This is a genomic window from Micromonospora sp. NPDC049903, assembly GCF_044460945.1.
Taxonomy (GTDB): domain Bacteria; phylum Actinomycetota; class Actinomycetes; order Mycobacteriales; family Micromonosporaceae; genus Micromonospora.
On sequence record NZ_JBITKL010000006.1, the window covers coordinates 1 to 23,746 of the forward strand.

The following is a 23,746-nucleotide window of genomic DNA, read 5'->3' on the forward strand; positions in this document are numbered from 1 at the left end:
ACTCGAAGATCACCCACCCCACAACCAGCCCACCCACCACCACCAACCCCACAGTCAAGACCCCCCGACCAGCCCAAACAGGATGGAACTACTTCCATGAAGTTGTGTCGCCGGGACCCGAGTCCGGGGCAGACCGGGCAGCGCGGATGTCCGGGCTCGGCATCGCGCGCAGACCGGGCGGGACACGCCGGGTCATGCCGAGCCGGCCGGATGACGCCCAGTCGGCGGATGGCGATGGAGGGGAGGTCCTGGCGACGAGGACCGTCAGCAGCCCTGGGGGTCGGTACGGGAGAAGCACGCGCACCGGCCATCCGACGAGAAATCGGCCCGCTATCAAGATCTGATAGCGGGCCGCTCACTCTGCGACTATCGATGGTGGGCGATACTGGGTTTGAACCAGTGACCTCTTCCGTGTCAAGGAAGCGCGCTCCCACTGCGCCAATCGCCCGTGCTGTTGTTACACCGAGGTGGGGACGGGATTTGAACCCGCGTACACGGCTTTGCAGGCCGTTGCCTCGCCTCTCGGCCACCCCACCGAGGTTGCCCCCGTCACGCGTGGCGGCAGCTCCGAGCGGACGACGGGATTCGAACCCGCGACCCTCACCTTGGCAAGGTGATGCGCTACCAGCTGCGCTACGTCCGCACGTCTCCGGTTTTCCGGTGACGGATGAGAACTTTAGCCGAGCGGTGGAACGGTTGCCAAATCGGGCCCCACCCGGCGCGTCCGGTTCCGGCGCGTGTGGCAGACCCCGACCCGTAGGCTTCCTAGGAACCTGCGCTGGATGCTCCTGATCGCGGCCGACGATGGCGGGCCACCGAAGGGCAGGACCGCAGCTCGGGAGGCGGCCCGGACGGAAGTCGCGAGTGTCCGGGTTCCGACTGTCGCAAGCCGGATCACCAGGGGTTTGGTGACACGCCGTGTCCGCCTCGATGGGCTACGGTGACGGGCGTGACGAGACGTGCGGCCGAGATCCGCCTGGATGCCCTGCTGCGCACCGCTTGTGACGTGATCGTGCAGCGCGGGCTCGCGAACACCCGAACGGCGGACGTGGCGCAGGCCGCCGGGGTCAGCCAGGCCCTGGTCTTCTACCACTTCGCCACCAAGGAACGGCTGCTCGCGCAGGCCTTCGCGTACGCGGTCGAGCAGGATCTGGCCCGGCTGGACACGGTGACCCGGTCGAGTGCACCACCGCTGACCAAGCTCCGCCGCATCCTCCGGCTCTACACCCCCGCCGGTCGGCCCACCTCCTGGTCCATGTGGATCGACGGGTGGTCGGAGTCGCTGCGTACCCCGGAGTTGGAGAAGGTCTCCCGCAAGCTGGACCTGCGCTGGCGGCAGGACCTCGCCACGGTGATCTCCGACGGGGTCCACGAGGGCGTCTTCGAGTGCACCGACCCGGCCGGTGCGGCCTGGCGGATCAGCGCGGTCATGGACGGCCTGGCGGTCCAGCTCGCGGTGCACGACCGGGTGATCTCCCGGCGGCAGTTCGCCGAGTGGGTCCGCCTGGTGACCGCCCGGGAACTGGGCCTCGACCCCGCGCAGCTCGACTGAGCCCACCGCGCCGACACTCGACACCACGGCGAGCACGCCGGCACCTGGCGAACCGCCACCGGAGCCGGCCGACGACGACGACAATGACGCCATGGACCTGCTCGAGGTGTACCGGCGCAGCCTGGTGGAGTTCACCGACCGGGTGGAACAGGTCGGCGGCGGGCAGTGGTCGGCGGTGACCCCGTGCCCGGGGTGGGACGTCCACACCCTGGTCAACCACGTCGTCGGGGAACAGCGCTGGAGCGTCGCGCTGCTCGCCGGCCGGACAATCGCAGAGGTCGGCGACCGCTACGACGGCGACCAGCTCGGTGACGACCCGGTCGTGGCGGCGCGCGACGCGGCGGCACAGGCGGAGTTGGCCGCCGCCTCCCCCGGCGCGCTGGACCGCACCGTGCACCTCTCGGCCGGCGACACGCCCGCCGAGGAGTACCTGCACCAACTGCTCGCCGAGCATCTCGTGCACGGGTGGGACCTGGCCGTGGCGATCGGTGCCGACCCGAGGATGGACGCCGACGCGGTCGCCGAGTGTGCCCGCTGGTTCAGTCGCGCCGTCGGCGGCTACCGGAGCAACGGGCTGGTGCACGACCGGGTCGACGTTCCGCCGCAGGCCGACGAGCAGGACCGGCTGATCGCCGCGTTCGGCCGCGATCCCGGCTGGGCCCCGTAACGACCCGTTCAGCCGCCGACACACCACGGCCGGCACGTACGGCGGGGGGGGGGGGGGGGGGGGGCCCCCCCCCCCCCCCCCCCCCCGGCGGGGGGGGGGGCGGGGGGGGCCCCCCCCCCCCCCCCCCCCACCCCCGGTGTGTGAAGTACGCGAGCGGTCAGCCCAGCCGACCACCGTCACGGGGTACCGTCCGCCACCGCTGGCGTGGCCCGGGTTGCCGCTCCCAGCGGTCCGCAGCGCTCACCGAGACGCCGTCGGCGGGTGCCGGCTCCGGATCCTTGGTCAACTGCCGCAGCCGCATCAGCAGGCCGACGCCGAGGAACAACAGCAGCCCACCGAGCAGGAAGGCGACCTCGGTCAGGCCGAGCCCGGCCCCGGTCTGCGAGACGTTGCCGGCGGCTCCGGCGTCCGGCGCGGCGGCACCGCCACCGGCGGCACCGGCATCGACCCTCTCCCCCGGCCCCTCCTCCGGCGGGTCCTCCGTCGGCTGCGGCTCCAGTTCCCGGGGCGACTCGCTCGGGGTCACCTCGGTCGGGGTGGGTGCCACCGAGGGGCGGGCCGCCCCTCGGCCGACCACGTCGCGGTTCGCCGTCTGGCGGGACAGCAACTGCAGGTTCTGGTCGTACGCCTCGACGGTGAGTTGGACCTGCCCCGGGTCGGCGTCACGGGCGAACGCGACCCGGTACTGGGCGGTCACCGTACGCCCCGGGCAGAGCGTGCCCGGGTCGAGCTGCCGGTCGGTCAACCGGGCCGCGTTGCCCTCGGTCCGCACCTGCACCGGGAACGAACCGTTCTCCTCGATCCGGTCGATCCGCACCTGGTCCAGCCGCACGCCCTGCACACCGACCACCATCGACCAACGCACCTTGATGCAGCCGCCCTGATCGGAGCGGGACACCACGGCGGAGACCGTCTCCACCCGCCCTCCGGCGGTGAACCGGTCCGGCAGGCCGCTGAGTTCGGTGGCGAACGCCGCCTGTGCCGGCGCGGACATGGCCAGGTGCACACCGGTGACACAGGCCAGTACCACCCCGATCCGTAGCGTGTTCCGCCACAGCCTTCTCACGATCTGTCCTCCTGTTGGTCGCCTCCATCGGCCACGCTATGAGGGCCGGGCGCCAGCCGGTAGACGGGCGTGTTCGCACGTGGTGTGAAGCAAGATGCCCCTTTTCACGTACGGTATTGAACCGGTCACGCGACACCCGCGACACGCCGAGCAGGGTCACGATGGACAATCACCGGGTGTCCGCTCTCTCCGCCGCTTTCGTCCAGTTGCACGCCCGGCTCGGCCCCGTCGCCTTCGTACCCGAGGTGCGGCTGCACCAGGCGGACGAGCCGATCGGCCTGTGGGAGCTGACCGAGGGTGAGTTCCGCAGCGACCGGCCGCCGCCGTTCTGGGCCTTCGCCTGGGCGGGCGGCCAGGGCCTCGCCCGGTACGTCACCGACCACCCGGACCTCGTCGCCGGCCGGCGGGTCCTCGACCTGGCCTCCGGCTCCGGCCTGGTGGCGATCGCCGCCGCCCGGGCCGGTGCCGCCGCCGTACGCGCGGTGGAGGTCGACGAGCTGGCCGTCGCCGCGGTCGCGCTCAATGCCGAGGCCAACGGGGTACGCGTCGACGCCGAACTCGGCGACGTCCTCGATCAGGACTCCGGGGACGCCGAGGTGGTGCTCGCCGGAGACGTGTTCTACAGCGAGGCGATGGCCAACCGGGTCCTGCGGTTCCTGCTGCGCGCCGCCCGCTCCGGGGCCACCGTGCTGGTCGGCGATCCCGGACGCGCCTTCCTGCCCAGGGACCGCTTCGACGAGGTGGCCGCCTACGACGTGCCGGTCAGCGAGGCGCTGGAGAGCGTACGGGTGAAGCGCACCACGGTGTGGCGGCTGCGCGCGGGACGGCCGTCGGCGGCCCGCTAGCGTGACGCGGTGCTGTTCCGCGCCTGGGAGCAGGCCCCGGAGGCGACCGGAAGCGCCGGGGCCGACGTCGCGATGGCCGGGGCCGGGGCCGACGGAGCCGGTGTCGACGTGGCCCGGGTCGTGGACCACGTGGGCGGTGAACACCTGCTGGTGACCCGGCACGCGCTGGTGCGGCAGGTGCTGACCGACCCGGTGACGTACCGCCCGGACAACGCCCTGGACGCGGTGACCCCGATCCCGGTGGCCGCGCTGCGCGTCCTCGCCGCGCACCGGTTCCGGTTGCCGCCGACGCTGGCCAACAACGGCGGCGCCGACCACCCGGGGATCCGTGCGCTGGTCGCCGAGGCGCTGCACCCGAAACGGGTGGCCGACCAGCGGGACTGGTTGGCCGCGCTGGTCCGTCGACGGGTGACCGGCCTGGACGCGGCGCTGGACGACGGCGTACCCGTTGACCTGCACGCCGGGCTCGCCGCCGACCTGCCGCTGCTGGTGCTGGCCCGGCTGGTCGAGTTGCCCGACGCGCCGGTGGCGGCGGTGAAGGAGTTCGCCCGCGCCGCGCTGGAGCTGTTCTGGGCACCGCTGGACGCCGACCGGCAGCAGGCCCTCGCCGTCGAGGTGGGTCGCTTCCATCGGGTGCTGCGCGAGTTCGCGGCCACCGGCGGCGGGCTCGCCGGGTCGCTGCGGGCCGCCGGGCACCCGCCCGACGTGGTGGTCGGCGCACTGTTCTTCCTGCTGGTCGCCGGTCAGGAGACCACCTCGCAGTTCCTCACCCTGCTGATGCACCGGCTGATCGGGGAACCGACCGTGCTCGCCGGGCTGCGCGACGGCTCGGTGGCGGTCGCCGACGTGGTCGAGGAGGGCCTGCGGCTGGAGCCGCCGATCGTCACCTGGCGGCGGGTCGCCGCCGTGGACACCACGCTGGGCCCGACGGCGGTGGCGGCGGGCACCAGCATCGTGCTCTGGCTGGGCCGCGCCGGACGCGATCCGGCGGTGGTGGAGTCGCCGGACGGGTTCCGGCCGGGGCAACGCGGGTCACGCCGACACCTGGCCTTCGGCGCGGGCGTGCACCGCTGCGTCGGCGACCAGCTCGCCCGGATGGAGGCCGCGACCGTGGTGACGGAGGCGTTCCCGCTGCTGGCCCGGGTCCGCGTGCTGCGCGCACCCCGTTACCCGGACAACCTCACCTTCCGGATGCCGGACGCCCTGGTCGTGACGCGCGCCCCGCTCGGGTGATCCCGTCGACCTCAGTTGATCTCGTCGGCCCAGGCCCGCCAGTCGTCGAGCACGCCGTACAACGCCGGGGTCAGCCAGCCCGGCGCGGACCGCCGGAACACGCCCGGGTCCATCGCCCCGGCCCCGGCCGGCAACGCACCGAGCAGGTTCGGCAGCAGGTCGCTGACGTTGGCCCAGTGCACCAGCTCCGGGTCGGCCGGCCAGGCGCCGATCACCACACCCGCCGGCACCGCACGCCGGTCCAGCGCCTCCAGGGTGAGCGCGGTGTGGTTGAGCGTGCCCAGACCGGCGCGGGCCACCACCACCGCCGGGGCACCCAACGACACCGCCAAGTCGGCCACCGTCCACGCCTCGCCCGAGGGCCGCAGCCCCATCGGGACGAGCAGCCCACCGGCGCCCTCGATCAGCACCAGGTCGTGCTTCTCCGCCTCCTCGCGGATCGCGTCGACCGCGTTGTACAACTCCAGCGGCGGCAGGTCCGCCACCCGGGCGGCGGCCAGCGGGGCGAGCGGATCGGGGTAGGCGGCCAGGGTGCGGGCGGTCATCGGGGCGGAGAGCCGGGTGACCGCCTCGACGTCACCGGGCTCACCGGTGGCCGTACCCGTCTGACCGGGTTTGACCACCGCCACCCGCAGCCCGGCCGCCTGCGCGGCGGCCGTGATCGCCGCGGTCACCACCGTCTTGCCGACCTCGGTGTCGGTCCCGGTGACCAGCACCGGTCCGCGCCACTGATCCGTCATGGCGCACATTCCACGATGACCTCCAGGGCCCGCTCGAAGTCCGCCCGGGACGGCCCGGCACCGATGGTGAGCCGCAGCCGGGATCGGCTGTCCGGGGTGGAGGGCGGCCGGAAGCAGCCCACCGCCACCCCCCGGTCCCGGCAGGCGGCGGCCCAGTCGCTCGCCGCCTCCGGGCCGGGCGCGGTGACCGAGACGACGGCCGCGTCCGGGGCGGAGACCTCCAGGCCGGCGGCGCGCAGGCGGTCCACCGCGAGCGTGGCGCGGGCGGCCAGGTCGGCGCGGAGGGCGTCGCCGTCGCGGGCCAGCCCGACGGCGGCGTGCACCCCGGCGGCCACGGCCGGCGGCAGGGCGGTGTCGTAGATGAAGGTCCGCGCAGTCTCCACCAGGTGCCGGACGAACTCGGCCGGACCGGCCACCACCCCGCCGGCACCGCCGAGCGCCTTGGACAGGGTGGCGGTGACTACCACGTCCGGCTCGCCGGTCAGCCCGGCGGCGGCCACCCCACCGGCCCCGGCCGGGCCGACGACCCCGAGCGCGTGCGCGTCGTCGACCAGCAGCAGCGCCCCGTGCGCACGGGCGGCCGCGTGCAGCCGGGCCAGTGGCGCCAGGTCACCGTCGACGGAGAAGACCGACTCGGTGACCACCACCGCCGGCCGGTCGGGAGCTGCGGCCAGGGCCGCCGCGACCGCGTCGACGTCGGCGTGCGGGGTCACCACGGTCTCCGCGCCGGAGATCCGGCACCCGTCGATCAGGCTGGCGTGGTTGTGCGCGTCGGAGACCAGCAGCGTGCGGGGGCGCACCAGCGCCCGGACCGCGCCGAGGTTCGCGAGGTATCCGGAGGAGAAGACCAGCGCCCGCTCGGTGCCGATCCAGTCGGCGAGGGCGTCCTCCAGCGCGTGGTGGGCGTCGGTGGAGCCGCGGACCAGTCGTGACCCGGTCGCGCCGAGCCCGTACTCGGAGAGCGCCTTCGCCGCCGCGGCGACCACCTCGGGGTGCGCGGACAGGCCCAGGTAGTCGTTGCCGGCCAGGTCCACCACGGCGTCGTCGGCGGTACGCGGACGCAGCCGACGGGTCAACCCCGCCTTCGCCCGCAGGTCGGCGCGGCGCGCCAGGGCCGCCAGCCAGTCCGCCACCACCACGCCCCTCCCCCGCCGGTTTCCACCGTCAGGCGTCGTCGCCCGGTCGCACGTCGTCGCCCCGGGCGCTTCCGCCGGGCGAAGTTACCACCCGTGCGGGCCGCCCCGGCGTGGCGCGGTACGGCTCGCCGGAGGTCACCGGGGCGGGGCCGCGCGCGTTTCCGCCCGTCGGACGGCCTTGTAGGGTACGTGCCATGCCAGAGATCCTCGACCAGGCCCGTACCCAGGTGCTGGAGGGTGGCGTCGGCCTGGACCAGGCCGGTGTCCTCGCGGTGCTCAACCTGCCCGACGAGCACCTGACCGCCACGCTCCAGCTCGCCCACGACGTGCGGATGCGCTGGTGCGGCCCGGAGGTCGAGGTCGAGGGCATCGTCTCGCTGAAGACCGGCGGCTGCCCCGAGGACTGCCACTTCTGCTCGCAGTCCGGCCTGTTCACCTCGCCGGTGCGGTCGGTCTGGCTGGACATTCCGTCGCTGGTCGAGGCTGCCAAGCAGACCGCCGCGACCGGGGCCACCGAGTTCTGCATCGTGGCCGCCGTCCGCGGACCGGACGCCCGACTGATGAAGCAGATGCGCGAGGGCGTCGCCGCGATCAAGGCCGAGGTCGACATCCAGGTCGCCGCCTCGCTCGGCATGCTCAGCCAGGAGCAGGTCGACGAACTGGTCGACATGGGTGTGCACCGGTACAACCACAACCTGGAGACCTGCCGGTCGTACTTCCCGAACGTGGTCACCACGCACTCCTGGGAGGAGCGCTGGGAGACGCTGCGGATGGTGCGCGAATCCGGCATGGAGGTCTGCTGCGGGGGCATCCTCGGGCTCGGCGAGACCGTCGAGCAGCGCGCCGAGTTCGCCGCCCAGCTCGCCGAACTGAACCCGCACGAGGTGCCGCTGAACTTCCTCAACCCCCGACCGGGCACCCCGCTCGGTGACCGCCCGGTGGTCGAGGGCAAGGACGCTCTGCGCGCCATCGCCGCGTTCCGGCTGGCCATGCCGCGCACCATCCTGCGGTACGCGGGCGGCCGGGAGATCACCCTCGGTGACCTGGGCACCCGCGACGGTCTGCTCGGCGGCATCAACGCGGTGATCGTCGGCAACTACCTGACCACCCTCGGTCGACCGGCCACCGACGACCTCAAGATGCTCGACGACCTCAAGATGCCGGTCAAGGCGCTGTCGGCGACGCTGTGATGCCGATGGGCGAGCTGGTCGGGACGTGGTGCGACCGCTGCGGCGAGGCCGTGGCGGTCGGCGACCACCAGGGCTGTGCGGCGGCCCGCGCCCTGGAGCCGCCCCGATACTGCGCCGGATGCCGACGCCGGATGAAGGTGCAGGTGCTGCCGGTCGGCTGGTCCGCCACCTGCGTCGAGCACGGCGCACAGCGAGGCTGAGGCATGACCTTGCGCGGACAGGCGGTGACCCTGCGGCCGGCGAGCGCCGCCGACGTGCCCACGCTCGCCGCCATCCGCCCCGAGCCCGAGGTGCGTCGCTGGTGGCGCGGTGACGACGACCTGACCGCCACCGTCGAGGCCGACCTCGCCGACGACGACCTGGAGGTGTACGTCGTCGAGCACGACGACCGGGTGGTCGGCGCGATCCAGTGGTACGCCGAGAACGACCCCGACTACCGCCACGCCGGGCTGGACATCTTCCTCGACCCGTCGGTACGCGGCCAGGGCCTCGCCGGGGACGCCATCCGCACCCTGGTCCGGCACCTGATCGACGCCCACGGCCACCACCGCTTCACCATCGACCCGGCGGCGGCCAACACCGCAGCGATCCGCGCGTACGCGAAGGTCGGCTTCCGCACCGTCGGCATCCTGCGTCGCTACGAACGCGGCGCCGACGGCCGCTGGCACGACGGCCTCCTGATGGACCTGCTCGCCGACGAACTCCGCTGACCTTCCCCGGACCGCGACACTCGCGCGCTCCCGGTGGGCGCGGCGGGTCTGATGTAAGGAAGGGTCCCCTGCTAACGCCTCGTGTATAGCAGGGGACCCTTCCTAACATCCCAGCCGTCGCAGCGCCGGAAATCCGGTGGCGCCCCGCCGCTGGAGTGTCCAGAGTCGGACGATGCCGCCCCTCGTACCCGATGATCGTGCCGACCCGCTGGAGTGGCTGGCCTTCGCGCAGGCCGGAGTCCTCACCACCGCCCAGGCGCTGACCGTGCTGACCGAGGGCACGCTACGGGGGCTCGTCCGTTCCCGCCGATGGCGCTCCGTCGGCCGTGGCCTGCTGCTCTCCGGCAACGGCCGACTCACCCGGACCCAACAACTCTGGGTGGCCGTCCTGGCCTGCGGACGCGGCGCGGTCCTCGCCGGTCCCACCGCAGCTACCGAGGCCGGAGTACGCGGCCTGCGACCCGAGCCGTTGCACGTCCTCGTACCGTCGACCCGCCGAGTCGGGCGTACCACCCTGCGCCGGCTGCCGCTCGACATGGCCGCCGTGGTGCTGCACCGGACGTCGCTGCTGCCCGCCGACCACCTTCAGGTCGGCCGGCCGCCCCGGACCAGCACGGCGCGTGCCCTGGTGGACGCGGCGAGCTGGGCACCTTCGACCCGGGCGGCGCAGGAGATCCTGGCAGCCGGGTGCCAGCAGCGGAGGGTACTGCCCGAGGAGGTGGCCGCCGTGCTCGACGTCCTGCCCCGGGCACCTCGACGCAGTCTCATCCGGCAGACCGTCGACGACATCGCCGGAGGTGCCCAGGCGCTCAGCGAGATCGACTTCGTGCGACTCTGCCGCCGCGCCGGGCTGCCCGCACCGGACCTGCAAGAGCGACGAACCGACACCACCGGGCGTACGCGCTGGCTCGACGCGTACTGGCGCGAGTGGCGGATCCACGTCGAGATCGACGGTGCACACCACATGGACGTACGCCAGTGGGCGGCGGACATGCAGCGGCAGAACGACGTGTGGACGACGGGTGATCGCATCCTGCGCTTTCCCGCCTGGCTGGTACGCGCCCACCCCGACCAGGTCGCCGACACGGTCCGCCGCGCCCTCGTCGCCGCCGGCTGGCGACCGGAGTCGTGATTCTTGGAGAGTTACCGGTCGACGCTGACGGCAACTCTCCAAGATTGACAGTCGCTCCATGCGGTGAGCGCCGCGATGCCGCATCCTGCCGACGGCGAGGACGCCCCAGGCCCGAACGGCCGTGACGGCGAGAACGCCAGGCCCGAACGGTCGTGACGGCGAGAACGGCCGCCGGAGGGACACCGGCGGCCGTTCTCGGGTGGTTGGTCATCGGGTCTCGCCCCGACCAGCCGGAGGAGACGGCACAAGCTTGCCTGCGGATGGGGCCCACCGATCTCAGGCGAACGGTCCGACCTGGGCGGACGGGCGGGTCTCGTGTCCGGACGTGGGGGTGGAATCAGGGTCCCCGCACGGCGTGTCGGCGTAACGCGTTTCGGCCCGCCGACGCTGCCCCACCTGCCCGGTTCGCCTGCACCCCGGCCCCTGCCGCCGGCACCCGGACCCGACGCTCGCGCCATTCCGGATCGGCCCGTTCCTGAACGCGCGCTCCTGTCGGGCCGCGCTCGGCCTTCCCAAACCGGTGAGCGCCAGATTACATTGCTACTCATCCATGGGAGCGCTCCCGGGCCTGCTGGAGCCACTCTGCCACCACCGCCGGCAGCCGTCCACCCCGACGTGTCCGCGTCGACGCTGCCTGCCCCGTACGACAGGAGCAGCCGCATGCACCACATCAGACGGCCGGGCCGCGCTCGCGGCGACGATCCCGGCCGACGCGGCCACTGGTCGCGTCGTCTCCGCAGCGCCGGTACGGTCCTCGCCGCCGGACTGACGCTGGCGATCGGCGTACCAGCGGCCGGCGTCGCCGCCCCGACCAACGCCACCCCAGCCAACGCCGCACGAAACAGCACCGCAACCAGCAACGCCGAGACCAGCAACGCCATGACGGGCAACGCCGCAACCAGCAACGCCATGACGGGCAACGCCGCAACCAGCAACGCCACGTCGAGCAGTGCAGCCGCCGCGCCGGCGTTCAACTACGCGGAGGCGTTGCAGAAGTCGCTGCTGTTCTACGAGGCGCAGCAGTCCGGGAAGCTGCCGGACTGGAACCGGGTCTCCTGGCGTGACGACTCGGCGTTGCGGGACGGCGCGGACGTGGGGCTCGACCTCACCGGTGGCTGGTACGACGCCGGTGACCACGTGAAGTTCGGCTTCCCGATGGCGTTCAGCACGACGATGCTGGCGTGGGGCGCGGTCGAGTACCGGGCCGGGTACGTGGCGTCGGGCCAGCTCACCCACCTGTTGAACAATCTGCGGTTCGTCAACGACTACTTCGTCAAGGCGCACCCCTCGCCGAACGTGCTGTACGGGCAGGTCGGCAAGGGCGACGACGACCACAAGTGGTGGGGTCCGGCCGAGGTGATGCCGATGGCGCGGCCCGCGTACAAGATCGATGCGAGCTGTGGCGGCGCGGACCTGGCGGGTGAGACGGCGGCGGCGATGGCCGCCTCCTCCATGGTGTTCCGGCCGACCGACGCCGCGTACGCCGACAAGCTGCTCACCCACGCGCGGCAGCTCTACACGTTCGCCGACACGGTGCGTAAGAGCTACCACGAGTGCATCACCGACGCGACCAGCTTCTACCGCTCGTGGAGCGGCTACCAGGACGAGCTGGTGTGGGGTGCGATCTGGCTGTACCGGGCCACCGGCGACGCCACCTACCTGGCCAAGGCGGAGAGCGAGTACGACAAGCTCGGCACCGAGCCGCAGACCACCACCCGCTCCTACAAGTGGACGGTGGCCTGGGACAACAAGCAGTTCGGCGCGTACGTGCTGCTGGCCAACCTGACCGGGAAGCAGCGCTACGTCGACGACGCCAACCGGTGGTTGGACTTCTGGACCGTCGGCGTGAACGGGGAACGGGTGCGCTACTCCCCCGGCGGGATGGCGGTGCTCGACTCCTGGGGAGCGTTGCGGTACGCGGCCAACACCGCGTTCGCCGCGCTGGTCTACAGCGACAAGACCACCGACGCGACCCGCAAGGCCCGCTACCACGACTTCGCCGTCCGGCAGATCAACTACGCGCTCGGCGACAACCCGCGCAACTCCAGTTACGTGATCGGCTTCGGCACCAACCCGCCGAAGAACCCGCACCACCGCACCGCGCACGGCTCCTGGTGGGACAGCATGACCGTACCCACGGAGACCCGGCACACCCTCTTCGGCGCGCTGGTCGGCGGGCCGTCGTCACCGAACGACGCGTACACCGACAACCGGTCGGACTACGTGATGAACGAGGTCGCCACCGACTACAACGCCGGTTTCACCTCCGCGCTGGCCCGGCTCTCCCAGGAGTACGGGGGTACGCCGCTGGCCGGTTTCCCGGGTGTCGAGCGGCCCGACATCGACGAGCTGACCGTGGAGACCACGGTGATGCAGAACGAGACCCGGGCCACCGGCCTCAAGGTGATGATCTACAACAGGTCGGCGTTCCCGGCGCGGGCGTTGACCGACGCGAAGTTCCGCTACTACTTCCGCCCCGACGGCACCGGCGCGGTGCAGGTCACCCCCGGTTACACCCAGGGCTGCCCGGCACCGAGCACGGCGAAGCAGGCCAGTGGTGACCTCTGGTACGTGGAGGTCGACTGCACCGGACAGACCATCGCGCCGGCCGGTCAGTCGCAGCACCGGATGGAGGTGCAGTTCAAGGTCGGGGTGCCGGAGGGCGGCACCTGGAACACCGGCAACGACCCGTCGTTCCAGGCCACCGCCGGGCCGAACCGCAATGTGCCGTTGTACGCGGGCGGGGTCCGGGTGTGGGGCGTCGAGCCCACCGGCGACACCGACCCGCCGCCGCCGGACCCGGACGACACCGTCGCGCCGACCGCTCCCGGCGCGGTGACCGTCTCCGGGATCACCGCGACCGGAGCCACGCTGACCTGGGGTGCCGCCACCGACAACGTGGGCGTCACCGGGTACCGGATCTACCGGGACGACGTGCTGGTCACCACCGTCACCGGCACCACGTACGTGGCGACCGGGCTGACCGCGCAGACCACGTACCGCTTCCACGTGGTGGCCGTGGACGCGGGCGGCAACGTCTCGCCGCCCACCGCGAAGGTCTCGGTGACCACCTCGGCGCCGCTGCCGACGATGCCCTGCCGGGTCACCTACGGCACCAACGACTGGGGCACCGGCTTCACCGCGAACATCACCATCGCGAACACCGGCACCTCGACCATCAACGGCTGGACCCTGGCGTTCACCTTCCCGAACAGCGGCCAGCGGGTCGGTCAGGGTTGGGGGGCGACCTTCCAGCAGACCGGCGCGTCGGTGACCGCGACCAGCCTGTCCTACAACGGCACTCTCGCGCCGGGCGCGTCCACGAGCATCGGTTTCAACGGTACGCACACCGGCAGCAACCCCCGACCGACCAGCTTCACGGTCAACGGGGCCACCTGCACCGTCGCCTGATCCGAAGGGGCGGTGCGGCCGGGCACCTCGCTCTGGCCGCACCGCCCCTCCGTCACGCGGAATCGCCCCGGTCGGTTCACCATCAGTGCAGATTGTGTGAACATCCATAAGATCCACCCGCACGCCGCCCGCTCCCGTACCCATCGGCACCCCTGTCGACCTGGGAAGAGGAGCTGAACAATGAGCGGACGACACCGTCGGACACGCCGGACACGCCTGCTGGCCCTGGTGGCGGTCGGGGTGGTGGCCCTCGCCGGGCTGGCGATCGCCCCGATGACCTTCGCCGCCGAGGCACCCCGCAACACCTGCCCCGACCTGGAGGTCATCGGCGCACGCGGCACCACCGAACGCCCCGGCCTCGGCATCGTGCTGACGCCGCTGGCCCGGCAGGTCACCCGGGACCTGCCGCAGACCGTCCGCACCACCCCGCTGGACTACCCCGCCTCCGGCAACTACGTCGCCAGCGTGCGACAGGGAGTCGCCGAGGTGCAGCGGGTGATGACCGCGACCGCCGCGCAGTGCCCCAATACCCGCTTCGTCCTGATGGGCTACTCCCAGGGCGCCGACGTGATGGGCGACGCGCTGGCCGGCACCGGCGGTCGTGCCGGTCTCTCCGCCGACCTCGCCGCGCGCGTCTCCTCCATACTCCTCTTCGGCGACCCCTCCTTCACCGCCGGTGAACCCTTCAACGTCACCGACGGTCGACGCTCCGGCATCTTCCCCCGAGGCGCGGGGCGACTGAACGGCTTCGCCGAGCGCATCCAGTCGTACTGCAACGCCAACGACCGCTTCTGCCAGGGCGGATTCAGCTTTGCCGCACACGTCAACTACCAGGGGTTCCACCCCCAGGCCACCCGCTTCGCCGCTACCCGCGCCACCGCCGACGTACCCCGCTGACTTCGCGGCTTGTTCCATCTGCGGGCGCGGCTGCGGCGCTCCCCCCGATGCGGCACTGCGGACGCGGCACTGCGGACGCGGCTGCGGCGCGGGGCCGGGCGCAGCGCAGGGCTTGCGGCGGCTGCGGCGTCGCAGGGCTGGCGGCGGCCCGTGCTGCGGCGGCGGCGGCAATCTTGGACAGTTTCCGTTAGGAGCTAACGGAAACTGTCCAAGATAGACAGCCGCACCGCACGATCGCGGCGGTGTGATCGGGTGTGCGGGGATGGGATGAGCACGAGTCGCCGCAGCCCGTCGGGCATCACGAACAGATGCCGCGTCTCGACCGCGTCCCCGTACCGGTCGAGCTGGTAACACCAGATCCAGGTCCAGCCGTACGGCGGATGCCAGTCGGCCTGCTCGCGGACGACCCGCACCGCGATCGGCGTGCGAAACTGCGGGCTCGCGTCGCGGGTCAGCAGGTACACACCGGGCTCGACCACCGGCGTCCCGTCCGGCCGCCGCCGCTCACCAAGCACGACGCGGCACGACCACGGCCTGGTCCACCCGCACCCGGGCGTACCGGCGACGGACCTGCAGCGTCCCGTCACCCTGCACCGCATGCCCGCTCACCTCGGCCCACACGTGGCCGTCCGCCTGCTGCGTCCGGCCGATCACCTCAGCCACATAGAGCAGCAGCTCTCCCACCCCGGGCAGGTACGCCCCCTCCGGCACCCGGATCACGTCCCCCACCGCCACGGTGCTGAGTGCCTCCCCGCCGAGCACGACGGCAAACGACGGCAAACGACGGCAAACGACGGCAAACGACGGCACAGCTGAACATCCATCGGTGGGCGTCGACCAGCGCGACGGCGGGACATTGTTCGTCGGTCTCGGTGTGGACACGAAAGCCTCCCTCGTCGTCTCGGTGGACCGGGGGTCGCCGCGGATGCTCGCCCGGCGGCGACCCCCGGGACGAACGCGCCCGCCGGGTCAGGGGGATTGACCTCCACCGAACGCGCCATCTGAACAAGACCTTGCCAAGGGTTGCGGAGCAGTTACACCGCGTAGGAGGGTGTACCGGAGACATTCCGGACGATGTGTTTGGAGCAGGGGATGAATCGGGCCGTTCAGCTTGCAATGGCGGCGGCTGGGGAGACTGCCGACAGCCTCGCAGCTCAGGTCGGAGTAGATCCGAAAACCGCTGCGCGGTGAGTCAGCCAGGGACGCGTTCCGCAGATGCGTCATCGTGCCCTCGTGGCAGAGATCCTGCGACGGGACATGGAGGACCTTTGGCCGGACGCACTACGACGTAAGGAGCCCGCGTGGTTCCTGCCGTGGACGCAGGTCGAGCGGGAAGCGACCGGACTCCGCTGTTACGAGTCGTCGGTGATTCCGGGGCTTCTTCAAACCGAGGAATACGCGCGTGCCGTGCTCGCTTCCGGGCCTCTGATGGCCGACACCGAAAGCCTCGTCGCACTCAGGATGGAGCGGCAGGCAGCGGTGTTCGACCGGCCTCGACCACCGCTCGCGGTATTCGTGATCGACGAAGCCGCGTTACGCCGGGGCGCACCGGAGGTCATGGGACCTCAACTCGACCACCTAATCAGCATGGCGCAGCGGCCGAACGTCATGGTGCACATCGTTCCACTGACGGCCGGTCTACATCCGGGCCAGGCCGGGCCGTTCGTGATCGCCACGACCGCGGACGGAGACGACGTCGGCTACCTGGACGATCAGGCCCAGGGACGGATCACCAATGACGTTGCTCCACTCTGGGCCGTCTGGGATACCGTGAGGTCGGTGGCGCTTCCGCGCGACCAGTCCATCGAGTTTCTGAGAGCGCGGGCATGGCTGACCTGACCGGCGCCCACTGGCGCACAAGCACTCGTAGCAGTTCCAACGGCGGGAACTGCGTGGAAGTCGCCGACAACGTGCCCGGCATCGTCGGCGTCCGGGACTCCAAGGACCCGGGCGGTCCGGCTCTGGCCTTCGATCCCACCGCTTGGCAGGCGTTCGTTTCCCAACTCGCCAAGCAAGCCTGACCGACCACCCCGGACACCGGAGAGCGCTCGCCCCACCGGGGCCGGGCGCTCTCACCGTCCCCAGCAGCCGCGCCGACACAGCCCCGTCAGCCACAGTCCCCGCCGATCATGGAGTTGTGGCATCGACAAACAGGGGCGTTTCATCAGACAACGCGCACCACAACTCCATGATCGACGCAGTGGAGCGCGCCACACGGCAGAGCGCGCGACACGGAATAGCGCGTGGGGTGACGGCGAGGGGCGGGAAAGGGCGGTGGGCGGGGCTCCCGCATCGGGAGTCCCGCCCACCTCACCGTCCTCCGCACCGGAGGTCGGTCGTCTGTGCTGTCAGCCGGCGCGTTCCGTCGCCGCCGACACCTCGGCCCCGAGGGGCACCGTCATGGTGAGCAGGGAGCCGTCGCGTTCGGCGATCGTGGGTCGAGCCAGCCGACGCAGGGTACGCAGCATGGGCGTGTTGTCCGCCTGGATGTGCAGCACCATTGCCGCGTACCCGGCGGACTCGGCCTGCCGGGTCAAACGACGCAGCAGGGTCGAGCCGAGGCCGCGCCGCTGCCAGTCGTCCCGGACCAGCAGGGCCAGTTCGGCCTCGTCGCCCTCGGCGAGCAGGTTCGCCATCGCGACGACCGACTCCGCCGCCCCGTCGGAGCCGGTCGTCACGGCGATCAGGGTCTGTCCGCGCGCCGGCTCCAGGAGCTGACGCAGGCGGGCCGGGGTGGGCAGGCAGGCCCCGCCCAGGTAGCGGCGTTGGCGGGTGTCCGCCGAGCACGCCTCGTGTAGTTCGGTCACGGCCGCCAGGTCGTCGGCGACGGCGGGACGTACGGTCAGCTCGGCGCCGTCCGGCAGGACCACGGTGACCTGCTCGGCGGTGCGGCGGGCCGCGGTGGCGCCCAACTCCAGCAGGGCCTGGGCGCGGGCGTACTCGGCGGGGGTGAAGCTCGGCGCGACCCGGCGCAGCAGGTAGGAGCCGCCGTTCGGGTCGGCCAGCAGCATCGTCGCCTCGTCGACCCCGGCGCGCGTCACGGCGAGTGCCGGACGCCAGGTCACCTCGTCCGCGCCGAGCAGGGCGCGGAGCACCTCACCGGTCGCGTCCGGGTCGTGGACCAGCCGGGTGGCCAACCCGAGTACGCGGGTCGGCTGGTCCGCCAGGCCACGCGCCTCGCTGCGCGCCACCCAGCAGTCCCGCCCCCTGCCCCGTTCCACGGCGGCGATCAGACCCGCCTCGTCGAGGGTGTCCGGCGCGTCCACGAGGAAGTCGTCGACGGCGCCACGTTCGGTGGTGTGCACCTGCACGGTGAGGATGTTGACTCCACGCAGCGCGAGGCTCGCCGTGAGCACCGACAGGTAGCCCGGCCGGTCGTCCACGGTGGCCCGGATCCGCCACAGCGTCATGGTCGCCTCCTTTCACCTGTCACCCTGGCCTGCGGCTGTTGCGGGCCGGTTGCCCGACCGTGTCCGGCTGCCACGGGCTCTGCGGTCTGCGTCACACCAGGTCGCGGGCCGGTCAGGGGTTGGCGGTGACGGCCGGGGAGCCGACCAGGTCGAGCCGGTCGCCGAGGATGACCGCGCTGGCCCGGACCAGTTGGGCGAGCCGGTCGACCTCGGTGCTGTGGAAGGCGGCCGGGGTCAACGTCTCGTTGTGTTCGCGGGAGACCACCAGGACCAGCCCGGCGCGACCGAACGGCGCGACCGCGAAGTGGCTGCCGTCGGGCATGGTCATCGACCGGGCCCGCAGCGGGGTCACCTCCGGCAGCCGGGGCGGCACGGGTGTACGCCAGCTCGCGTGCCCGACCGTCGCCCCGCCGCCTCCGGTGCGGGAGGCCCAGTCGACAGGTACGACCGCAGCCACGGACCACTCGGCGGCGAGCAGTCCGGGTACCGCGTCGACCAGGGTGGCCAGCCCGTCGGCCGGGTTGGCGGCGACCTGGGCCAGCAGTTCGGCGTCCTGCCCGGTGGTGGTGGGCGCGCCGATCGCCCGCCACACCCCGTCGACGCGTACGCCCGGGATCGCGGCCAGACCGGCCAGCAACCGTTCCACCCGGGCGGCGCCCGGCCAGACCACGGTGAAGTCGTCGACCGCCCGTCCGCCGAGCCGTTCCAGGACGACCACCTGGACGATGTCCGCGCCCGAGACACCGAGGGTGCGGGCCACCTGGCCGAGCGTGCCCGGACGGTCCGGCAGGGTGACCCGTACGCGCAGCAACATCTGAACCCTCCGCTCGGCGGGCCGGCACAATGCCGGCAGGCTGACCCCGAGCCTGGCAGTTGACCATTTCGTCCCTGTTGCTGCGGCATGTCCCCTGGGCAAAACCTGACCTTGACAACCCGTCGGGGCTGCCATCAACTGTCCGAATGACCGATCCGGCTGCCCGTTCCCCCGCCGGTCTGGACCTGGACCGCCTCGGTGCGTACCTCGCGACGCATCGACCCGAGTCGACCGGGGCGCCGCTGCGCGCCGACCTGATCGCCGGTGGGCGGTCGAACCTCACCTACCTGGTCCGGGCCGGCGGTCGTGACCTGGTGCTCCGGCGGCCACCGCTCGGGCACGTGCTGGCCACCGCGCACGACATGACCCGCGAGTTCCGGGTGATCTCGGCGCTGGCCGCCACCGACGTGCCGGTCCCCCGCGCCCTGCTGCTCTGCGCCGACCCGGACGTGCTCGGCGCGCCCTTCTATCTGATGGAGCACGTTCCCGGCGAGGTGTACCGGAGTCGCGAACAGACCGACCGACTCGGCGCGGGGCAGCGGCACGACCTGGCGATGGCGATGATGGACACCCTCGCCACGCTGCACACCGTCGACCCGGCGGCGGTCGGCCTGGCCGACTTCGGCCGCCCCGACGGCTACCTGGCCCGGCAGGTACGCCGCTGGGCCGGGCAGCTCGACCGGTCCCGCAGCCGACCGCTGCCCGACATCGACGAGCTGCGCGACCGGCTCGCCGCCACGGTCCCGGACAGCACCGGTACGGCCGGGATCGTGCACGGCGACTACCGGCTGGACAACCTGCTCGCCGCAGTCGACCCGGCGACCGGGTCGATGAGCGTCACCGCCGTGCTGGACTGGGAGATGGCCACGCTCGGCGACCCGCTGGCCGATCTCGGGCTGCTGCTGACGTACTGGGACGTCCTGGGCGGCGGCGTCGCCGCCGTCGACAATCCGGTCGCCGACGGGCTCGGCCCGCGCGCCGGGTTCCCGACCGGCGCGGAGCTGATCGACAGGTACGCCGCCCGCAGCGACGTCGACGTCGGCCCGCTCGACTGGCACGTGGCACTGGGCTGCTTCAAACTCGCGGTGATCTGCGAGGGCATCCACTACCGGCACACCCTCGGGCAGACGCTCGGCGAGGGTTTCGACACCATCGGCGGCATGGTAGCGCCGCTGGTCGCCCACGGACTGGCCACGCTCAGGGAGGCATGATGCACTTCGGGTACGACGACCGCACCGAACAGTTGCGCGCAGAGCTGACCGAGTTCCTGGCCGACCACGTCCACCCTGCCGAGGCCGTGTACGCCGCCGAGGTGGCCGCCGCCGGTGACCCGTGGGCCCGACCGCCGGTGCTGGCGCGGTTGACCGACGAGGCCCGTCGACGCGGCCTGTGGAACCTCTTCCTCCCCGATCCGCGCCACGGTGCCGGGCTGACCAACCTCCAGTACGCACCGCTGGCCGAGTTGACCGGCCGCAGCCCGCACCTGGCCCCGGAGGCACTCAACTGCGCCGCGCCGGACACCGGCAACATGGAACTGCTGGCCGAGTTCGGCTCCCCGGCCCAACAGGAACGCTGGCTCGGCCCGCTGCTGGCCGGCGAGATCCGCTCGGCGTTCTGCATGACCGAACCCGACGTCGCCTCCTCCGACGCGACGAACATCGCCACCGCCATCCGCCGCGACGGCGACCACTACGTGATCGACGGCCGCAAGTGGTGGTCGTCCGGGGCGATGGACCCGGCCTGCGAGATCCTCATCGTGATGGGCAAGACCGACCCGGACGCCGACCGGCACCGGCAGCAGAGCATGATCCTGGTCCCCCGGGACACCCCCGGGGTCACGGTCCGCCGGGGGATGACCGTCTTCGGCTTCAGCGACGCCCCGCACGGCGGCCACGCCGAGATCGACTTCGACGGCGTACGGGTGCCTGCGGAGAACCTCGTCGGCGCCGAGGGCACCGGGTTCGCCATCGCCCAGGCGCGGCTCGGCCCCGGCCGCATCCACCACTGCATGCGCCTGATCGGCATGGCCGAACGGGCCCTGGAGCTGCTCTGCCGCCGGGCCGTCGACCGGGTGGCCTTCGGCCGCCCCCTGGCCGAGCAGGGCGTGGTGCGGGAGTGGATCGCCGAGTCCCGGGTCCGCATCGAGCAGGCCCGCCTGCTGGTGCTCAAGACCGCCTGGCTGATGGACACCGTCGGCAACAAGGGCGCGCACACCGAGATCCAGGCGATCAAGATCGCCACCCCGGCGATGGCCGAGTGGGTGATCGACAAGGCGATCCAGTCGTACGGCGCAGCCGGCGTCAGCCAGGACACTCCCCTGGCCGCGCTCTGGACCCACGCCCGTACGCTCCGCCTCGCCGACGGCCCCGACGAGGTGCACCGCGCCAGCCTCGCCAAGCGCGAGCTACGCCGCTGGACCCACCCCGCCTGACCACGCCCGCCACGGACGGCGGGCGTCCCTGCCTCGGGGCTGCCGTCCGACCAGAACGAGAACTACCACCATGATCAGGGCGAATACGCCGATCGAGGTGACCTCGACCGCGAGCACCCACGGCCGAGGTTCGATGAGGTCGTTGAGCAGTCCATAGAGTTCGGCGGTGGAGGCGATGGCGAGAAGAGTCGCCGACGTGGTCAGGATGGTGTTCAGGCGCCGACGCCGGTGGGATTCGGCAGCGGCCAGCCGATCGTCGAAGGCGCGGAACAGCCCCGAGGCGACCTGGTACAGATCCTCAGCCTCCTGAATCCGACTCAACAAGGAACGTTCGTACGCGGCAAGACCAGCCGCCTCGTACAGGCGGTCGAAATAGGAACGCCTGATCAGGTCACGCAAGAGGGTAGGGGAATTGATTCCGTTGAGCTTGGCCCGGACGTCACTCGTGACCAGTCTGAGGTCGGCATACCGCTGTTCGAGTGACAAGATGGTGTACTGCAGTGCGCTTCTCTCCTGGACCGTCGACATCGGCGCCTCCTGAAGAAGCCGTCGGGCCGTGTCGAGCTGGTCCCGCGCCTGCCGGATGTATTCGGTGATCTCAGCAGTCCAGCCGAGCAGTACGCCAGGAAGCGTGGCGATGAACTCGGCTTGAGCGCTGTAGCTGAGGGCCATCCAGTCCGGCGTCTCTGGTGCCGACACCACCGTGGTGTTCGCCGTACGCAAGACGATGTCACCGTCGTATCCGTAGTCGCCGAGGATGTCGGTGACATGCGGCGACGGGCGATAACGCACCCACTCCTCCAGTGTCACGGCATCCCGGCCAACGGGGCTGACGAATAGGCTGCTGCCCACGATGGCGGCATCACGGATCTCGGATCCGCATGCATGTCGGGCTGTTCCGTCGGCCTGAATGACTTGGAGAGAATGAACCACCAACAACGAGTGGCTCAGTGCCACCGCCGTGGCCGCAGCGCGCTGGGCGACATCGTCGAAGGACTGGTCCGCCGATGGGTCGTCGTTCAGCCCGTTGAGGAATTCCGTGATCACCTCTTGGGCATACTCAGAGAGTCTGCTCCACGCCTCCGTGCGGTCCGAGGTCGCCAGGCGCACCTTCTCGCTGGCTCCCATCACGACCGATGGACGACGAAGCGCCTGGTTGACGAGGTGCACGTCCGCATCAACCAGAGCGCCCTCGATTCGGAGGCTGTGATTCCCGAGGCTGCTGATCCTCAACGTGGCGATGAGGGTCGTCTGTGTCCTCGCGGCGTCTGTCATCGTGATCAACACCGGAGGCAGCGACACGTCCAGCACCCGATAGTCGGACTCCGCCCCCCAGTCGTCGCCGACCGCGTGATCCACCACCGCACTGATCGGTCGTCCGTGCACACGCAGCGCTCGCTCTTCACAACGACTCCTGATCGCGCTGATCGGATCGGCACCGTACCCGGTCGACGCGCTCGATCCGTCCCGACCGGGCGTGAGCCGCACCCGGTCCAGCACAGCGCTGGGAATCGCGAACGGATAGATGTAGACGACCGTGGCGTCCTCGACGAAGAGGAAGTCACGGTTCACCCACTCGCGCATGATCCGCAGGTTGGCCGCGAGTGCGGCAAGGTCGCCGGAGAGCCAGGCCCTCGCCGGGTGCCGACGCCTGGTCTGCTCTACCTTTTCGAGGAAGCCGGCCAACTCCTCGGCCAGAACCTCCCGGGGCTCGTGGACGCCCTGATCGCCGGCTCTCTTCCCGGCCAGAAGGAACTGACGCGTTGCCCGGGCACAAGAGACGAGGGTTTGATAGTAATCACGCGTCTCGTTGGCGTGCGCGGACAACCAGTCGGTCAACTCACCGCCGTCCCGAATCGACCGGATCCGGCAGATCTGATCGTCCATCGCTGCCACAATGCGACCCGCCTGCTTCTCCACCTCGTCCATGCAGGAGGAATTGACAGCCCTGCTGACTGCCATCCCCTGCGACACGAGCCGGATGTTCTCCAGCATGATCGAGGTATGTTCGGTGATCGCTGTGGAAGGTGGACCGGATCCGGCACCTCGACTCTGTTCCGGAGATTCCGGAAAACCCGTGCGCAACACCTCGGTGATCGTCCGCAGCACTCCACCCTGATCGGCATAGAGATCCCACATCTCGTTGATTCGGGCGTAGAGGTACGAGACGAGCAACAAAAGGAGATCAGGTCGACCGGCAACGTGTCCGACCTGAGCGCGGAGGACGGCCCGCACGATCTCCGAATCGGGGGCCCGGCCAGTGAACAGGGCATCGAGATCAGCCAGGGCATGCGCGTGCCCCGTCCGCGACAGCAAGTCCTGGATAGGGCGTACGTTGTGGTGTGTGAATGCCTCCGTCAAGGCATCGGCTACCGCTGCAGGAGATGGGGTGTCGGTCGGCATCGAATGAAGCGTCGCCACGTTGGAAGCCTCCAGCGCACACTCTGTCCGGGCCTGTCAGAGTAGGTGAGGCTGTCGACCGGCCGCAGCGGCCGACTGATCTGCAATAGCG

The 23,746-nt window shown here is 71.4% G+C and carries 21 protein-coding genes, 3 tRNA genes and 1 pseudogene; 14 read left to right on the forward strand and 11 right to left on the reverse strand.

The genetic code is table 11. The features are described from left to right. Positions 1 to 373 precede the first annotated feature (373 nt). The 3 genes from ACIBO1_RS12635 to ACIBO1_RS12645 all read right to left on the reverse strand — a co-directional run bounded on the left by ACIBO1_RS12635 (position 374) and on the right by ACIBO1_RS12645 (position 643). Positions 374 to 448, reverse strand: a tRNA-Val gene (locus ACIBO1_RS12635). A 17-nt stretch (positions 449 to 465) separates the two neighbouring features. After that, positions 466 to 536, reverse strand: a tRNA-Cys gene (locus tag ACIBO1_RS12640). 34 nt (positions 537 to 570) lie between these two features. Next, positions 571 to 643 (reverse strand) — tRNA-Gly (locus tag ACIBO1_RS12645). 306 nt (positions 644 to 949) lie between these two features. Here ACIBO1_RS12645 and ACIBO1_RS12650 point away from each other — a divergent pair. Further along, positions 950 to 1,552, forward strand: coding sequence for a TetR/AcrR family transcriptional regulator (locus ACIBO1_RS12650; protein ID WP_396744842.1), 603 nt, complete (start codon positions 950 to 952; stop codon positions 1,550 to 1,552). Positions 1,553 to 1,643: 91 nt separating this feature from the next. After that, the gene (locus tag ACIBO1_RS12655) at positions 1,644 to 2,219 is read left to right on the forward strand and encodes a TIGR03086 family metal-binding protein (RefSeq protein ID WP_396744845.1); all 576 of its coding nucleotides are present in this window, start codon (positions 1,644 to 1,646) and stop codon (positions 2,217 to 2,219) included. 157 nt (positions 2,220 to 2,376) lie between these two features. Here ACIBO1_RS12655 and ACIBO1_RS12660 read toward each other — a convergent pair whose 3' ends face one another. Next, the gene (locus tag ACIBO1_RS12660) at positions 2,377 to 3,285 is read right to left on the reverse strand and encodes a hypothetical protein (protein ID WP_396744848.1); all 909 of its coding nucleotides are present in this window, start codon (positions 3,283 to 3,285) and stop codon (positions 2,377 to 2,379) included. 176 nt (positions 3,286 to 3,461) lie between these two features. Here ACIBO1_RS12660 and ACIBO1_RS12665 point away from each other — a divergent pair, with 176 nt between their 5' ends. Both ACIBO1_RS12665 and ACIBO1_RS12670 read left to right on the forward strand, forming a co-directional pair. Continuing rightward, on the forward strand, positions 3,462 to 4,130 hold the full coding sequence (locus ACIBO1_RS12665) for a class I SAM-dependent methyltransferase (RefSeq protein ID WP_396744851.1): 669 nt from the start codon (positions 3,462 to 3,464) through the stop codon (positions 4,128 to 4,130). 72 nt (positions 4,131 to 4,202) lie between these two features. After that, entirely contained in the window at positions 4,203 to 5,363 is a 1,161-nt protein-coding gene (locus ACIBO1_RS12670) for a cytochrome P450 (RefSeq protein ID WP_396745415.1), read from the forward strand. Positions 5,364 to 5,374: 11 nt separating this feature from the next. Here ACIBO1_RS12670 and bioD read toward each other — a convergent pair whose 3' ends face one another. Continuing rightward, positions 5,375 to 6,112: a dethiobiotin synthase gene (bioD, locus tag ACIBO1_RS12675; RefSeq protein WP_350695557.1), complete on the reverse strand. Its 738-nt coding sequence runs from the start codon at positions 6,110 to 6,112 to the stop codon at positions 5,375 to 5,377. Continuing rightward, positions 6,100 to 7,236: an 8-amino-7-oxononanoate synthase gene (locus tag ACIBO1_RS12680; protein WP_396745418.1), complete on the reverse strand. Its 1,137-nt coding sequence runs from the start codon at positions 7,234 to 7,236 to the stop codon at positions 6,100 to 6,102. The genes bioD and ACIBO1_RS12680 overlap by 13 nt, the downstream gene beginning before the upstream one ends. Before the next feature lie 197 nt (positions 7,237 to 7,433). Between ACIBO1_RS12680 and bioB the strand changes: the two genes are divergently transcribed. From bioB to ACIBO1_RS12710, 6 genes are all read left to right on the forward strand, one after another. Continuing rightward, positions 7,434 to 8,429, forward strand: coding sequence for a biotin synthase BioB (gene bioB, locus ACIBO1_RS12685; protein WP_396744854.1), 996 nt, complete (start codon positions 7,434 to 7,436; stop codon positions 8,427 to 8,429). Beyond that, positions 8,429 to 8,629 (forward strand): hypothetical protein, encoded by a 201-nt coding sequence (locus tag ACIBO1_RS12690; RefSeq protein WP_396744857.1) that lies wholly within the window; start codon positions 8,429 to 8,431, stop codon positions 8,627 to 8,629. The genes bioB and ACIBO1_RS12690 overlap by 1 nt, the downstream gene beginning before the upstream one ends. A 3-nt stretch (positions 8,630 to 8,632) precedes the next feature. Next, complete coding sequence (locus ACIBO1_RS12695) at positions 8,633 to 9,139, forward strand: GNAT family N-acetyltransferase (protein WP_396744860.1); 507 nt, start codon at positions 8,633 to 8,635, stop codon at positions 9,137 to 9,139. 172 nt (positions 9,140 to 9,311) lie between these two features. Further along, entirely contained in the window at positions 9,312 to 10,271 is a 960-nt protein-coding gene (locus ACIBO1_RS12700; protein WP_396744863.1) for a hypothetical protein, read from the forward strand. Between the two features lie 660 nt (positions 10,272 to 10,931). Next, on the forward strand, positions 10,932 to 13,682 hold the full coding sequence (locus ACIBO1_RS12705) for a glycoside hydrolase family 9 protein (RefSeq protein WP_396744866.1): 2,751 nt from the start codon (positions 10,932 to 10,934) through the stop codon (positions 13,680 to 13,682). Positions 13,683 to 13,862: 180 nt separating this feature from the next. Continuing rightward, the gene (locus tag ACIBO1_RS12710) at positions 13,863 to 14,579 is read left to right on the forward strand and encodes a cutinase family protein (protein ID WP_396744869.1); all 717 of its coding nucleotides are present in this window, start codon (positions 13,863 to 13,865) and stop codon (positions 14,577 to 14,579) included. Between the two features lie 194 nt (positions 14,580 to 14,773). Here the strand turns inward: ACIBO1_RS12710 and ACIBO1_RS12715 are convergent, their stop codons facing one another. Then, positions 14,774 to 15,094: a hypothetical protein gene (locus tag ACIBO1_RS12715; protein ID WP_396744871.1), complete on the reverse strand. Its 321-nt coding sequence runs from the start codon at positions 15,092 to 15,094 to the stop codon at positions 14,774 to 14,776. Further along, entirely contained in the window at positions 15,084 to 15,341 is a 258-nt protein-coding gene (locus ACIBO1_RS12720) for a hypothetical protein (RefSeq protein ID WP_396744874.1), read from the reverse strand. Before ACIBO1_RS12720 ends, ACIBO1_RS12715 begins: the two co-directional genes overlap by 11 nt. A gap of 330 nt (positions 15,342 to 15,671) precedes the next feature. Between ACIBO1_RS12720 and ACIBO1_RS12725 the strand changes: the two are divergent. Together ACIBO1_RS12725 and ACIBO1_RS12730 are read left to right on the forward strand one after the other, a co-directional pair. Next, a pseudogene (locus ACIBO1_RS12725) lies at positions 15,672 to 16,418 on the forward strand (DUF5753 domain-containing protein). Beyond that, positions 16,406 to 16,600 (forward strand): DUF397 domain-containing protein, encoded by a 195-nt coding sequence (locus tag ACIBO1_RS12730; RefSeq protein WP_396744877.1) that lies wholly within the window; start codon positions 16,406 to 16,408, stop codon positions 16,598 to 16,600. Before ACIBO1_RS12725 ends, ACIBO1_RS12730 begins: the two are co-directional and overlap by 13 nt. Positions 16,601 to 16,927: 327 nt before the next feature. Here ACIBO1_RS12730 and ACIBO1_RS12735 read toward each other — a convergent pair whose 3' ends face one another. Then, the gene (locus ACIBO1_RS12735; protein WP_396744880.1) at positions 16,928 to 17,989 is read right to left on the reverse strand and encodes a GNAT family N-acetyltransferase; all 1,062 of its coding nucleotides are present in this window, start codon (positions 17,987 to 17,989) and stop codon (positions 16,928 to 16,930) included. Positions 17,990 to 18,101: 112 nt separating this feature from the next. Continuing rightward, on the reverse strand, positions 18,102 to 18,803 hold the full coding sequence (locus ACIBO1_RS12740; protein WP_396744882.1) for an amino acid-binding protein: 702 nt from the start codon (positions 18,801 to 18,803) through the stop codon (positions 18,102 to 18,104). Positions 18,804 to 18,949: 146 nt separating this feature from the next. Between ACIBO1_RS12740 and ACIBO1_RS12745 the strand changes: the two genes are divergently transcribed. Both ACIBO1_RS12745 and ACIBO1_RS12750 read left to right on the forward strand, forming a co-directional pair. Beyond that, entirely contained in the window at positions 18,950 to 20,014 is a 1,065-nt protein-coding gene (locus ACIBO1_RS12745) for a phosphotransferase family protein (protein ID WP_396744885.1), read from the forward strand. Continuing rightward, positions 20,014 to 21,234 carry an acyl-CoA dehydrogenase family protein gene (locus ACIBO1_RS12750; protein ID WP_396745421.1) on the forward strand — a complete coding sequence of 407 codons (1,221 nt, stop codon included), beginning with the start codon at positions 20,014 to 20,016 and terminating at the stop codon, positions 21,232 to 21,234. The genes ACIBO1_RS12745 and ACIBO1_RS12750 overlap by 1 nt, the downstream gene beginning before the upstream one ends. On the opposite strand, the gene ACIBO1_RS12755 is transcribed toward ACIBO1_RS12750, so the two are convergent. Beyond that, a complete protein-coding gene (locus ACIBO1_RS12755; RefSeq protein ID WP_396744888.1) occupies positions 21,208 to 23,637 on the reverse strand; it encodes a hypothetical protein in 2,430 nt (809 codons plus the stop codon). The two genes, ACIBO1_RS12750 and ACIBO1_RS12755, sit on opposite strands and share 27 nt — an antisense overlap. Positions 23,638 to 23,746 lie beyond the last annotated feature (109 nt).

Coding starts and splice junctions, on each gene's coding strand:
- ACIBO1_RS12655 (WP_396744845.1), top strand. CDS start 1,644: ATGGACCTGCTCGAGGTGTACCGGCGCAGCCTGGTGGAGTTCACCGAC.
- ACIBO1_RS12670 (WP_396745415.1), top strand. CDS start 4,203: ATGGCCGGGGCCGGGGCCGACGGAGCCGGTGTCGACGTGGCCCGGGTC.
- bioD (WP_350695557.1), bottom strand. CDS start 6,112: ATGTGCGCCATGACGGATCAGTGGCGCGGACCGGTGCTGGTCACCGGG.
- bioB (WP_396744854.1), top strand. CDS start 7,434: ATGCCAGAGATCCTCGACCAGGCCCGTACCCAGGTGCTGGAGGGTGGC.
- ACIBO1_RS12690 (WP_396744857.1), top strand. CDS start 8,429: ATGCCGATGGGCGAGCTGGTCGGGACGTGGTGCGACCGCTGCGGCGAG.
- ACIBO1_RS12695 (WP_396744860.1), top strand. CDS start 8,633: ATGACCTTGCGCGGACAGGCGGTGACCCTGCGGCCGGCGAGCGCCGCC.
- ACIBO1_RS12700 (WP_396744863.1), top strand. CDS start 9,312: ATGCCGCCCCTCGTACCCGATGATCGTGCCGACCCGCTGGAGTGGCTG.
- ACIBO1_RS12705 (WP_396744866.1), top strand. CDS start 10,932: ATGCACCACATCAGACGGCCGGGCCGCGCTCGCGGCGACGATCCCGGC.
- ACIBO1_RS12710 (WP_396744869.1), top strand. CDS start 13,863: ATGAGCGGACGACACCGTCGGACACGCCGGACACGCCTGCTGGCCCTG.
- ACIBO1_RS12730 (WP_396744877.1), top strand. CDS start 16,406: ATGGCTGACCTGACCGGCGCCCACTGGCGCACAAGCACTCGTAGCAGT.
- ACIBO1_RS12735 (WP_396744880.1), bottom strand. CDS start 17,989: ATGACGCTGTGGCGGATCCGGGCCACCGTGGACGACCGGCCGGGCTAC.
- ACIBO1_RS12740 (WP_396744882.1), bottom strand. CDS start 18,803: ATGTTGCTGCGCGTACGGGTCACCCTGCCGGACCGTCCGGGCACGCTC.
- ACIBO1_RS12745 (WP_396744885.1), top strand. CDS start 18,950: ATGACCGATCCGGCTGCCCGTTCCCCCGCCGGTCTGGACCTGGACCGC.
- ACIBO1_RS12750 (WP_396745421.1), top strand. CDS start 20,014: ATGCACTTCGGGTACGACGACCGCACCGAACAGTTGCGCGCAGAGCTG.
- ACIBO1_RS12755 (WP_396744888.1), bottom strand. CDS start 23,637: ATGCCGACCGACACCCCATCTCCTGCAGCGGTAGCCGATGCCTTGACG.